Source organism: Rhizobium binxianense (assembly GCF_028994275.1).
Lineage (GTDB): Bacteria > Pseudomonadota > Alphaproteobacteria > Rhizobiales > Rhizobiaceae > Rhizobium > Rhizobium binxianense.
Genome location: NZ_CP118713.1, coordinates 2,975,941 through 2,987,430, shown reverse-complemented (window position 1 = coordinate 2,987,430; position 11,490 = coordinate 2,975,941). Strand labels below are relative to the sequence as shown.

11 protein-coding genes and 1 pseudogene are annotated in these 11,490 nt (G+C 61.0%); 9 read left to right on the top strand and 3 right to left on the bottom strand.

The window, feature by feature from the left end; translation table 11 throughout:
- Window positions 1–39: 39 nt before the first annotated feature.
- The 4 genes and pseudogenes from PO860_RS14850 (at window position 40) to map (ending at window position 3,072) form a co-directional block, all read left to right on the top strand.
- Complete coding sequence (locus PO860_RS14850; RefSeq protein ID WP_273884339.1) at window positions 40–507, top strand: SRPBCC family protein; 468 nt, start codon at window positions 40–42, stop codon at window positions 505–507.
- A 98-nt stretch (window positions 508–605) separates the two neighbouring features.
- Window positions 606–833 (top strand): annotated as a pseudogene (locus PO860_RS14845) (GIY-YIG nuclease family protein); the annotation flags it as partial.
- A gap of 379 nt (window positions 834–1,212) precedes the next feature.
- Window positions 1,213–2,274 (top strand): LLM class flavin-dependent oxidoreductase, encoded by a 1,062-nt coding sequence (locus PO860_RS14840; RefSeq protein WP_273884364.1) that lies wholly within the window; start codon window positions 1,213–1,215, stop codon window positions 2,272–2,274.
- Window positions 2,275–2,313: 39 nt separating this feature from the next.
- On the top strand, window positions 2,314–3,072 hold the full coding sequence (gene map, locus PO860_RS14835) for a type I methionyl aminopeptidase (protein WP_272781904.1): 759 nt from the start codon (window positions 2,314–2,316) through the stop codon (window positions 3,070–3,072).
- A 256-nt stretch (window positions 3,073–3,328) separates the two neighbouring features.
- On the opposite strand, the gene PO860_RS14830 is transcribed toward map, so the two are convergent.
- A complete protein-coding gene (locus PO860_RS14830) occupies window positions 3,329–3,904 on the bottom strand; it encodes a PadR family transcriptional regulator (protein WP_273884337.1) in 576 nt (191 codons plus the stop codon).
- A 166-nt stretch (window positions 3,905–4,070) separates the two neighbouring features.
- On the opposite strand from PO860_RS14830, the gene PO860_RS14825 reads away from it, so the two are divergent.
- Both PO860_RS14825 and sbmA read left to right on the top strand, forming a co-directional pair.
- Entirely contained in the window at window positions 4,071–5,255 is a 1,185-nt protein-coding gene (locus PO860_RS14825; protein ID WP_273884336.1) for a YbfB/YjiJ family MFS transporter, read from the top strand.
- 127 nt (window positions 5,256–5,382) lie between these two features.
- Window positions 5,383–6,648 (top strand): peptide antibiotic transporter SbmA, encoded by a 1,266-nt coding sequence (sbmA, locus tag PO860_RS14820; protein ID WP_273884335.1) that lies wholly within the window; start codon window positions 5,383–5,385, stop codon window positions 6,646–6,648.
- An 81-nt stretch (window positions 6,649–6,729) separates the two neighbouring features.
- On the opposite strand, the gene PO860_RS14815 is transcribed toward sbmA, so the two are convergent.
- Window positions 6,730–7,719: a polysaccharide deacetylase family protein gene (locus PO860_RS14815; RefSeq protein ID WP_273884334.1), complete on the bottom strand. Its 990-nt coding sequence runs from the start codon at window positions 7,717–7,719 to the stop codon at window positions 6,730–6,732.
- Window positions 7,720–7,839: 120 nt separating this feature from the next.
- Here PO860_RS14815 and PO860_RS14810 point away from each other — a divergent pair, with 120 nt between their 5' ends.
- The 3 genes from PO860_RS14810 to der all read left to right on the top strand — a co-directional run bounded on the left by PO860_RS14810 (window position 7,840) and on the right by der (window position 10,864).
- Entirely contained in the window at window positions 7,840–8,424 is a 585-nt protein-coding gene (locus PO860_RS14810) for an NnrU family protein (protein ID WP_273884333.1), read from the top strand.
- Window positions 8,425–8,742: 318 nt separating this feature from the next.
- Window positions 8,743–9,426 carry a tetratricopeptide repeat protein gene (locus tag PO860_RS14805; protein WP_272781910.1) on the top strand — a complete coding sequence of 228 codons (684 nt, stop codon included), beginning with the start codon at window positions 8,743–8,745 and terminating at the stop codon, window positions 9,424–9,426.
- A gap of 16 nt (window positions 9,427–9,442) precedes the next feature.
- The gene (der, locus tag PO860_RS14800) at window positions 9,443–10,864 is read left to right on the top strand and encodes a ribosome biogenesis GTPase Der (protein WP_273884332.1); all 1,422 of its coding nucleotides are present in this window, start codon (window positions 9,443–9,445) and stop codon (window positions 10,862–10,864) included.
- A gap of 78 nt (window positions 10,865–10,942) precedes the next feature.
- Here the strand turns inward: der and PO860_RS14795 are convergent, their stop codons facing one another.
- Window positions 10,943–11,380 (bottom strand): MarR family winged helix-turn-helix transcriptional regulator, encoded by a 438-nt coding sequence (locus PO860_RS14795; RefSeq protein WP_273884331.1) that lies wholly within the window; start codon window positions 11,378–11,380, stop codon window positions 10,943–10,945.
- Window positions 11,381–11,490 lie beyond the last annotated feature (110 nt).

Here is an 11,490-nt window from a genome sequence, read left to right as displayed (position 1 = left end):
TGACAGCAAACAGGTTTATTCAAATGGAGAGATGTTGAAATGACCGCCAGCACGCAGCATGAACTCACCCTCGTTCGCGAATTCGACGCGCCGCGTGAGAAGATCTACAAGGCATGGACCGATCCCGTCCTGATGAAGCAGTGGTTCGTGCCGCGTCCGTGGGGCGTGGCGGAAGCAACGCTCGATGTCCGCCCCGGCGGCTCCAGTGTCGTCGTCATGCAGGATCCCGAGGGCAATCAATATCCGAACCGTGGCGTCTATCTCGAGGTCGTCGAGAACGAGAAGATCGTCTTCACCGATGCGTATAGCAGTGCCTGGGTGCCGTCGGAAAAACCCTTCTTCACCGGCGTCATCCTGCTCGAAGACCTCGGCAATGGCCGCACGAAGTATACGGCCAAGGCGCTGCACTGGCGCGCCGAGGACAAGGAGGCGCACGAGAAGATGGGCTTTCACGAAGGCTGGGGCAAGGCCGCCGACCAGCTGGCGGAGTTGCTGGCGACGATGTGAGTGGCGGGCGAGGGCGCGCCGTTCCGACGCTTCAGGTAAGGCCTGAGGCTGTTCGAAAGGTGATTCCGACGGCGCGTCGAAGTCGTTGAATTCTGAGACGAGACCTTGCCGGCCGGCTATACGAACACCAGAACGAGTTGACGCCAGGCTTTACGTCGAAATATGGCGTCAAAACGCTGGTGTGGTTCGAGGAGTATGATCTGCTGACGACTGCAATTACGCGCGAGAAGACGATCAAGAAATGGCCGCGGCAGTGGAAGCTCAATCTGATTGAGCGGGAGAATCCGGAATGGGAGGATATCTCGTTTCATCTTCTCGGTCTGTGACGATTCTTTCGTCGCGCGGACGCGCGACTGCTGGATTCCTGTGACAGGCACAGGAAGAAGGGAGTTCTTGGTGTCTGTGGAGTTCAACAACAATTGCTACCCCAAATCCGGCATCCGATGATAATGCTATGAATGATAAGGGATATGAGTGGCGGGGAGTTCACCCCTTGCTCCCTCATTCCTGTGCCTGTCACAGGAATCCAGCAGCGGCGTGTCTACGGCGCAAAGACTCTTTCCATCTTGCGGTGAAGGCGACCAACGACCACCCGAAGACATCATGCCGACTATCGAGATTCTCGAACATTCCGTTCCAGAGTTTGTATTTGCGTTCGCACTTGCCGATCCTTATCTCCGGGCGGAATTCAACAGGATGCCGATGATGGAACTGGGGCTTTACACATTTGCCGACGTCAATCCGAACCCTTCCCGCAGCAAGGGAGCGGAAGGGGCTGAGCGGTTGAAGCATCTCATTGAAGAGATCGAGCTTGCCGATCAGGTGGGGCTCGATGTCTTCGGGCTCGGCGAGCATCATCGGCCGGATTATGCGGCATCCGCGCCTGCAGCCATATTGGCCGCGGCCGCGGTCAAAACGAAGAACATCCGGCTGACCAGTGCGGTCACCGTGCTCTCCTCCGACGATCCGGTGCGCGTCTTCCAGCAGTTTTCGACGCTCGACCTGCTTTCCAACGGCCGCGCCGAAATCATGGCCGGGCGTGGTTCGTTCATCGAGTCCTTCCCGCTGTTCGGCTACAATCTCGAGGATTACGACCAGCTTTTCGAGGAAAAGCTCGATCTGCTGCTGGCGTTGCGCGACAGCGAGGTCGTGGAGTGGAAGGGCGAGCTTCGCGCGCCGATCAACGGGCGCGGCGTCTATCCCAGGCCGCTGCAGGATCTGCTGCCGCTCTGGATTGCCGTCGGCGGCACGCCGCAGTCGGTGGCACGCGCCGGCGCGCTCGGGCTGCCGGTGGCGCTGGCGATCATCGGCGGTGAGCCGCGCCGTTTCGCGCCGCTGTTCGATCTTTATCGCGAGGCCGCGCGCCGGGCAGGGCAGGATCAGGCGAAGCTGAAAACCAGCATCAACGTTCACGGTTTCATCGCCGATACGACGGCTGCTGCTGCCGACCAGTTCTACGGGCCGCAGGCCGAGGTGATGAACCGCATCGGCCGCGAGCGCGGCTGGGGTCCGACGAGCCGGGCGCAGTTCGACATGTCACGCGGGCCGAACGGTGCGCTCTTCGTCGGCGATCCCGAGACGGTCGCCGAAAAAATCATCGCCCAGCAGGCGCTTTTCAAAAACGATCGCTTCCTGCTGCAGATGGCGATCGGGCCGATGCCGCATGATCAGATCATGCGCGGCATCGAACTGTACGGGACGAAAGTCGCGCCGATCGTCAGAAAGGCATTGACTGAAAAGGGTGAAGGGGCGAAAGCCTCAGCTTGAGGTGGCCGCGGCCGCCCTGCGCACGGCCGGGACAGACGAATGGTTATCGCAAACGACGACGAACTGGTAAAGCTCAAGGAGATCGGCCGCATCTGCGCCAACGCCATCCAGGTGATGGCGGCAGCGATGGAGCCCGGTATGACGACGCTGGAGCTCGACGGGATCGGCCGCAAGGTGCTCGAGGATTCGGGCGCGCGCTCAGCGCCGGAGTTCTGCTACCAGTTTCCGGGCGCGACCTGCATCAGCATCAACGAGGAAATCGCCCACGGCATTCCCGGCCCGCGCGTCATCCGCGCCGGCGATCTCATCAATATCGACGTCTCTGCGGAGAAGGACGGTTTCTTCGCAGATACCGGCGCCTCCTTCGCAATGCCGCCGGTCAAGCCGAAGATCGACCGGCTCTGCCGCGACGGCAAGCGGGCGCTCTGGGTCGGGCTCAATCAGGTGAAATCGGGCGAGCCGCTGGCCAAGATCGGCACCGCCGTCGGCGCCTTTGCGCAGAAAAACCGCTATACGCTGGTCGCCAATCTGGCGAGCCACGGCGTCGGCCGCTCGCTGCACGAGGAGCCGGCCGAGCTTTCGACTTGGCCGGACCCTTCGGAAAAGCGTGTCATGACGGACGGTCTCGTCTTCACTGTCGAGCCCTTCCTGTCGCTCGGCGCGACCTGGGCCGAAGGCGGCGACGATGCGTGGACGCTCTATGCCGATCCGAAGGCGCCGACCGTGCAATATGAACACACGGTGGTGGCGACGCGCAACGGGCCGGTGATTCTGACCTTGCCGGATGCGCGGGGTTAGGGGCGTGCCTCGCCCTTCGAGGTTAGCATCTCCGACGCTTTGTGGGGCCACCCACTTCTCCTCCCTCATTCCTGTGCTCGTCACAGGAATCCAGCCAACGCGCGTCTGCGCGGTGAATGAATCCATGCGGGAGTTGAAGAGAGTCTCCCGCGCCCAAGGACTTGGGCGCACTGGATTCCTGTGACGAGCACAGGAACGAGGGAGGAAAGGTTAGCGCACTCGTCAACTCACTGAGCTCGCCGGCCAGCCTTCCTCCTCACCCCCGCGTTTCCAGCCTGCCGCCTTGCAGGATTTCGGTGGCGGCGCGTTCCAATATCCCGGCGATGCGGGCGGCTTCGGGTTTCGACCAGGGATAGCGCATGCGCAGGGCCGAGCGCAGCAGCATGCGGGCGGCGCGGATATCGCCGCCGTCCTGCATGAAATCGCCGTCATCGCCTTCGTCGGCGCCGTGACGGTCGGTTTCGAAGAAACGCTTCACATGGGCCATCTTCTCGCCGATGCGTTCCAGCTTGGCGAAGGTATGCAGGATCATGGCGCGGTTTTCCTCGACGCGGCTGCGGCCGGCCTCGGTGATGCGGTAGAGCTTCTTGGCGCCCTCAGCCTCCACCTCGGCAAGGCCGGTTTCCTCGAGATAGGTGAGTGCGGGATAGATGACGCCGGGGCTCGGCACATAAAAACCGCCCGAGCGCTCCTCCAATATCTTTATCAATTCGTAGCCGTGACGCGGCTGCTCACCGAGCAGGGCCAGGATGACGAGCTGCAGGTCGCCCGCCGCGAATTTGCGGCCCATGCGGAATTCTCCGCCGAACATACCGCCTTTGAAACCTCTCATGGCTTTTCCTTTCATCGTTAGATGTATTGTTAGCTATGTCGTAAGATATATATTGTACGATAGTTCCTTTCAAGTGCCGCCGAGAACCTTTGATGTTTTGGGAAATTGATCAATCGATCAGAATTACTTGATTGTGATGCCGGTGCTGCGGCGCGATAAGCGCTGCATGCTCGTGCGCACCCCTCACTCCCCGCCCAACCTCGTTTCCACCGCCGCCGCCGGCGCCGTTGCGATGGCCGCCGCCATGGGTTTCGGGCGCTTCTCCTACACGCCGATTCTGCCGGGCATGATCAGCGGGGTGCCGCTTTCGGCGGCGGATGCAGGCTTTATCGCCTCGGCGAATTTCGTCGGTTATCTCGCCGGCGCCGTGCTTGCCGCCTATGGCTGGGCGGCGGGGCGCGAGCGGCTGGTGGCGCTGCTGGCGCTGTTTGCCACAGCAATTCTGCTCGCCGCCATGGCCGCCACGGATTCCGTCGCGATCTTTGCAATCATCCGTTTCCTGGCCGGTCTCGCCAGCGCCTTTGCGATGGTCTTCACCTCGTCGATCGTGCTCAGCCACGGGGCGGCTGCCGGCAATGACCATGTGCAGGCGGCGCATTTCGGTGGGCCGGGGGCGGGCATTGCGCTGTCCTCGGTCATGGTGTTTCTGATCGGCCTCGGCTTTCACGACGGGCCGGGTGGTTGGCGGGCCGACTGGATCGGCGGTGCAATCTATTGCGCGGCAAGCCTCGTCGTCGTCTTCCTGCTGCTGCCGTCTGCCCCGGCGCAATCGGCGCAGGCGGGCAAGGAGCCGGCGCTGGTCTGGAACCGGGCGATGGTGCTGCTGACGCTGTCCTACGGCCTGTTCGGCTTCGGCTACGTCATCACCGCGACTTTCCTCGTCACCATCGCTCGCCTTTCTGCAACCGGGCCTTTCGTCGAATTCCTCTGCTGGTTCATTGCCGGCCTGACAGCGGCGGTGGCGCTCTTTGCCTGGAAGCCGTTGGTCAGACCGCTCGGGCTCGGCGGCGTCTATATCGCGGCACTTCTGGTCGAGGCCGCCGGCGTGCTGGCGACCGTGGCGCTGCCGCCTTCCGTCGCACCGCTGATCGGTGGTGCGCTGTTCGGGGCGACCTTTCTGGCGATCACCGCTTACGGCCTGCAGATCGGCCGCAATCTTTCCCCGGAGAGCCCGCGGCGGATTCTCGCCATGATGACCGCCGCCTTCGGCGTCGGCCAGATCGGCGGGCCTGTTGTTGCCGGCTGGATCGCCGAGCGCTCGGGCAGTTTCACCATCCCGACAATAATCGCCGCAGTTGCACTCGTCGCCTGCGCTGCAATGGTGATGCCGGTTATCAGGAAAGTCGCTTAACCGGTTACATCTCCGTAACAATCGGCCAAGCCCATTGCTGCTTCCTTCGAACTGCCTTAGTTTCCGGCAAAATCAGTGTTCCACGACACTCCCGAGACTCACAGTATTCAGGAAAGCAAAGCTCCCCGTGTTTCATTCCTTTTTTCCCCAGCCGAAGGCGTTCTTTACTTCGCTCGTCGTTTGGACGCTGATTTCCATTGCCGGCTGGTATCTCTTCGCCGCTGGTCTCGGTGCATCGCTCGGTTATGCGCCAGTTGCCGAGGAACAGCAGCCGATTGATCTCTCATTCTTCCTGCTGCCGGAAAATGTCTGGTTCTACAGCTATTTCTTTCTGTCGGCGCTGATCTTCTGCGGCGCATGGCATCTGATAGCGCGGAACCATCCCTGGAAGCTGTGGTCGATCTGGGGTTCGGCGCTGATCATTTTCGTGACCTATTTCGGCGTCCAGATCACCGTCGTGATCAACAATTGGCGCCGTCCCTTCGGCGATCTTCTGCAGAATGCGTTGTCGAAGCAGCCGGGTATCACGGTCGACAATTTCTACAGCCTGATGTGGGTCTTCTGTCAGATCGCGTTTCTCAGCATGTTCGTGTCGATCATGACCGACTTCTTCACCAGCCACTACATCTTCCGCTGGCGCACGGCGATGAACAATTTCTACATGTCGAAGTGGGAAAAGCTGCGTCACATCGAAGGTGCTTCACAGCGCGTTCAGGAAGACACGATGCGTTTTGCGAGCACGCTCGAAGTTCTCGGCATCAGCCTCATCAATTCGGTGATGACGCTTGTGGTCTTCCTGCCGATCCTTCTGGCACTTTCGCACTATGTGACCGCCCTGCCAGTCATCGGGCCGGTGGCGAATTCGCTCTTCTGGCTGGCGCTCTTCTGGTCTGCGTTCGGCACCGTGTTGCTGGCAGTCGTCGGCATCAAGCTGCCGGGCCTGAACTTCCGCAATCAGCGTGTCGAGGCGGCCTATCGCAAGGAGCTCGTCTATGGCGAAGACCATGCGGAAAGAGCCCAGCCGCTGACAGTCCGAGAACTCTTCGACAACGTTCGCCGCAATTATTATCGCATGTATTTTCACTACATGTATTTCAATGTCGCCCGCAATTTCTACAGTCAGGCCGACGCGCTCTTCGTGATCTTCATGCTGGTGCCGACGATTGTCGCAGGTGCCATCACCTACGGCATCTTCCAGCAGATTTCGACCGCCTTCGGCCAGGTCAGCAACTCGTTCCAGTATCTCGTCAATGCATGGACGACGATCATCGAGCTGCTTTCCATCCACAAGCGTCTTAAGGCCTTCGAAGCGGCAATCGATGACGAGCCGTTGCCGGAAATTGACCAGCAATATCTGGAGCGTGACGCGGGCGTTGTGCATGCCGATGGTTGATGGGTAGGGCTTGTCCGTGATCGAAACGTCGGCGGATGAGGGGGCCGCACGGCACCTCGTCTCAGTTGTCGAAATGCCCCTTCAAAGCCCCGACGTCTGTTGCAGTTTGCCACGTGCCTCGATCATCGGGATCGCTTCCGAATAGCTGACGCAGGCGACGTCAGCCCGGTGGCAGACGTCGCTGACCAGGCGGTCGAGGGCGCGCCAGTAGGCGCCGCCGTTCATTTCCACGAAGTGGAAGCCGAGCTGAAGGGGAATTCGGCTGCCGGCATATTGCTTGTCGAAGGCCTCTTTGAAGGCTGAATAGGCGCGCTGCTCGAAGGCCGCGCTGTCTGCGGAATCTTCCTCACCCTTGGAGTGCCGCACGAAGAGATTGTAGTCCATGCCGATGATCGGCTTCTCGTTCGGGCCTTCGGGGATCAGCGGCAGGCCGAAGCGGATGATGCCGTCTTCCTCGACGGGCATGGCCGGGCCCTTGGTGACGAGACTCGCATCATAGCTGAAGCCCGCCTTCTTTTCGGCGGCGATCATGTCGGCGCCCGCGGTCGCCGAGAGATAGGGGGCGCGAAAGCCCTTGACGCCGTGATCGACCAGATCCTGCCAGCCGGCCGGCTCCTCAAGCCCGACACTCTTCCAGGCATTTTTCAGGGTCGCGTGAAAGGTCGCATATTCGGCCGACCAGTCGGCCTCGCTCCAGAGCCGGCCGTCGAAATGGCCGCAGGCATGGCTCGATATGTCGTGCCCTTCGAGATGGGCGTGCCAGATATTGCCGAGACGCTCGCGGATCTCGTCGTCGCTCTGGGCGAAGCCGACATTGGATTTTCCGCGTTTCTGGTGCGGCGCCTGGTAGGCCTTCTTCGCCGCCTCGTTCATCAGGAAGGTGCAGGAGAGGAAATAGGTGAAGTGGGCGCCGTTCTTCGCGGCCATCTCGCGGCTCTTCAACCAGAGCGCATTGTCGTGGGCGCCGTCGAACGAGATGATGGCCAGCTGTTTCGGCTGGTCGGCCGACTCGGCGATTGCCGGTAGCAGGAACGAGGCAGCCAGACAGGTGGAGAGGAGAGAACGAGACATGGACACCGCGACAATTTGTTCGCGGTTTCCTTTACCAGAATTGCGGCGAAGCTGCGGTCGTGCTGGCATTTTTTCACGCCAGCCGCTAAGCCATGACAAACGGCACGGAAGGGATGCGCAATGACGTTGCTTATCGTCGGAATCATACTTTTTCTCGGTGTGCATCTCGTGCGGGTGGTGGCCCCGGGCTTTCGCCGCTCGATGATCGCAAGCCTCGGCGAGAAGGGCTGGCGGGCCGGCTATTCGATCGCGAGCATTCTCACGCTGATCCTCCTGATCTACGGTTTCGGTCAGGCCCGGCAGGTCACCGGCATGCTTTACAATCCGCCGGTCTGGACGGCGCATATCGCGATTACGCTGATGCTGATCGCGATGATCTGTCTCGTCGCTTCGCTGCTGCCGGCGGGGCATATCGCGACGAAGACCAAACATCCGATGGTGCTGTCGGTGAAGATCTGGGCGTTGGCGCACCTACTCGCCAATGGCGAGACCTCGTCGGTCCTGTTGTTTGCTGCATTTCTGGCCTGGGGCGTCATCCTGCGCATTTCCCTCAAGCGGCGGCAGCGGGCCGGCGAGATCACGCTCCGGCCGTTCGTCTCGGCCAAATACGACCTCTATGCCGTCGCCATCGGCATTGTCGTCTGGGCGCTGATCATCTGGAAGCTGCACGAATGGTTGATCGGGGTCTCGCCTCTGGTGATGTGACCGGCGCATAGCACCGAAAATCGATTCCGATTTTCCGAAAGGATTATGCGCAGATTCAAAGTGTTAGAGCCTCCTGTCGGACGCGCTCGGGATAGAGCGGTTCAGCCTTTCATGGAAGCGCAGAACCGCTCTAATTTTTTGTTTTACGCAATTCCCGGCAAAAGCGCTTCGCGCTTTGCCTGGGAAAACCGCGCCGCACTTTCCCTGGAATTGCTCTAATCTTTCACATCCCCCTTACAACGGCGGCAAAATGGAGTAGAAGGCCCGACAATATGCGTTTTGCATGGTGTATGGGTATTTCCGCGGCCGGAGACGAGAATGGCATTCAACGACGACAGCTTCATCCGTGAAGTCAATGAGGAATTGCGGTCCGATCAGATGAAAGGCGCCTGGCGCCGCTTCGGCCGTTATATCATCGTCGTCGCCATCCTGATCGTCGCCGGTACAGCCGGCAAGGTTCTCTACGAATACTGGGACGACAACCGCTCCTCGGGCGCCGGCGACCAGTTCCTGGCGGCGATGAAGCTTGCCGACGAGAATAAGAACGACGAGGCGCTGGCAGCACTCGACAAGCTCGAAAAGGAAGGCCATGGCGCCTATCCGGTGCTGGCGCGCATGCGGGCCGCAACCGTCCAGGCGCAGAAGGGCGATGCTGCTGCGGCGATCGCTGCCTTCAACGAGATCGGCAAGGACAACGGCGTTCCGGCTGCCGTGCGTGATGCCGCCAAAATGCGTGCAGGCTGGCTGCTGATCGAAAACGGTTCCTACGAGCAGGTTTCGGCCGCGATCGAGGAAATGGCCGTGCCGGGCAACGCCTTCCGCCATTCGGCGCGCGAAGCGCTCGGCCTTGCTTCCTATAAGGCCGGTAACATGGCCCAGGCGCGGCAATGGTTCCAGTCGATCGTCGACGATACCGACAGCCCGCGCAATGTTGCCAATCGCGCCCATATGATGCTTGATCTCATTACCGCATCCGGCAAGGCGCCCGCCGCGCAGGGCTGAGTTTTAAGGAAAAAGAATGAGTTTCACGGTCGCGATCGTCGGTCGTCCGAATGTCGGCAAATCGACGCTTTTCAACCGGCTGGTCGGCAAGAAGCTGGCGCTTGTCGACGACACGCCAGGCGTGACCCGCGACCGCCGGCCGGGCGATGCCCGGCTGATGGGCCTGACTTTCACCATCATCGACACGGCCGGCCTTGAAGAGGCGGACGAGGAAAGTCTGCAGGGCCGCATGCGCGCCCAGACGGAAGCGGCGATCGACGAGGCCGATCTTTCGCTCTTCGTCGTCGATGCCAAGAGCGGGCTGACTCCCGTCGATACGGCCCTTGCGGAAATGCTGCGCCGACGCGGCAAGCCGGTGGTGCTCGTCGCCAACAAATCCGAAGCGCGCGGATCCGACAGCGGTTTCTATGACGCCTATACGCTGGGCCTCGGCGAACCGACGCCGATTTCGGCTGAGCACGGGCAGGGCATGATCGACCTGCGCGACGCGATCGTCGCGGCAATCGGCGAAGACCGGGCCTATCCGACCAAGGAGGATGTCGCCGTCACCAACGTCGACGTCTCCCAGGCGGAGGGCGAGGGCGACGAGGACGAAGAGCCCGCCTATGACGAAACGAAGCCGCTCAGGGTGGCGATCGTCGGCCGGCCGAATGCCGGCAAGTCGACGCTGATCAACCGCTTCCTCGGCGAGGACCGGCTTTTGACCGGGCCGGAGGCAGGCATCACCCGCGACTCCATCTCGGTCGAATGGGACTGGCGCGGCCGTACCATCAAGATGTTCGACACCGCAGGCATGCGGCGCAAGGCGCGGGTGATCGAGAAGCTGGAGAAGCTTTCCGTCGCCGACGCGTTGCGCGCCATCCGTTTTGCCGAAACCGTCGTCATCGTCTTCGACGCGACGATCCCCTTCGAGAAGCAGGACCTGCAGATCGTCGATCTGGTGCTGCGCGAGGGCCGCGCGGCCGTTCTCGCCTTCAACAAATGGGACATGATCGAGGATCGGCAGGCGGTGCTTGCGGATCTGCGCGAAAAGACCGACCGTCTGTTGCCACAGGCGCGCGGCATCCGCGCCGTGCCGATCTCCGGCCAGACCGGCTGGGGTCTCGACAAGCTGATGCAGTCGATCATCGATACGGACAAGGTCTGGAACAAGCGCATTTCGACGGCGCGGCTCAATCGCTGGCTGGAGACGCAGCAGATCCAGCATCCGCCACCGGCCGTCTCCGGCCGCCGCATCAAGCTGAAATACATGACGCAGGTCAAGGCTCGCCCACCGGCCTTCATGATCTCCTGCACCCGCTCCGACGCGCTGCCGGAATCCTATACGCGCTATCTGATCAACGGGTTGCGCGCCGATTTCGACATGCCGAGCGTGCCGATCCGCATCCATTTCCGTTCGGCCGACAATCCGTTCGAAGGCAAGAAGAGGCGGACATAGAGTTTTAGCGCGCTGATTGGCGTTGCTGCGTTTGGCACCCCCTCTGTCCTGCCGGACCCGGGGTCGAGCCGCTGGCGCCTAAGCCACGCTTTTGTTCAGCGCCTCGCGCAGCGCCACGATTTCGCTCTGCAGCCGGGTGAGATCGACTGCAGAGCGACCGCTGGCAGCGACGATGCAGCCGGGGATGCCGATTGCCTTTTCCCTGAGGTGCTTGCCTTCCTCCGTCAGCCGAAGCACCACGACGCGTTCGTCGTCCCTGCTGCGTTCGCGTCTGACATAACCAGCGGTTTCCAGGCGCTTCAGCAGAGGCGTCAGCGTGCTTGATTCCAGGAAGAGCTTTTCGCCGAGGCCGCCGACGGTCTGGCCGTCCTGCTCCCAGAGTGAAACCATCGTCAGATATTGCGGATAGGTGAGACCGAGCGAGTCGAGAAGCGGCTTGTAGACGCGGTTCAGTGCATGGCTTGCCGTATAGACGGCGAAGCAGATGAAATTGTCGAGCTTCAGCGGATCCTGCATGGGTTGTCTCCAAAACTGATGGAATCTATATCGCGCGATAAATAATCGGAAACGATTTTTGTGCATGACAGCTATGCGCAAATTTAGATTGTTCGATAAATAATCGTGCG

Excerpts from the sequence above, each read along its gene's own strand:
- PO860_RS14825 (WP_273884336.1), top strand. The coding sequence starts at position 4,071 with ATGCTCGTGCGCACCCCTCACTCCCCGCCCAACCTCGTTTCCACCGCC.
- PO860_RS14805 (WP_272781910.1), top strand. The coding sequence starts at position 8,743 with ATGGCATTCAACGACGACAGCTTCATCCGTGAAGTCAATGAGGAATTG.
- PO860_RS14810 (WP_273884333.1), top strand. The coding sequence starts at position 7,840 with ATGACGTTGCTTATCGTCGGAATCATACTTTTTCTCGGTGTGCATCTC.
- der (WP_273884332.1), top strand. The coding sequence starts at position 9,443 with ATGAGTTTCACGGTCGCGATCGTCGGTCGTCCGAATGTCGGCAAATCG.
- map (WP_272781904.1), top strand. The coding sequence starts at position 2,314 with ATGGTTATCGCAAACGACGACGAACTGGTAAAGCTCAAGGAGATCGGC.
- PO860_RS14830 (WP_273884337.1), bottom strand. The coding sequence starts at position 3,904 with ATGAGAGGTTTCAAAGGCGGTATGTTCGGCGGAGAATTCCGCATGGGC.
- PO860_RS14815 (WP_273884334.1), bottom strand. The coding sequence starts at position 7,719 with ATGTCTCGTTCTCTCCTCTCCACCTGTCTGGCTGCCTCGTTCCTGCTA.
- PO860_RS14850 (WP_273884339.1), top strand. The coding sequence starts at position 40 with ATGACCGCCAGCACGCAGCATGAACTCACCCTCGTTCGCGAATTCGAC.
- PO860_RS14840 (WP_273884364.1), top strand. The coding sequence starts at position 1,213 with ATGGAACTGGGGCTTTACACATTTGCCGACGTCAATCCGAACCCTTCC.
- PO860_RS14795 (WP_273884331.1), bottom strand. The coding sequence starts at position 11,380 with ATGCAGGATCCGCTGAAGCTCGACAATTTCATCTGCTTCGCCGTCTAT.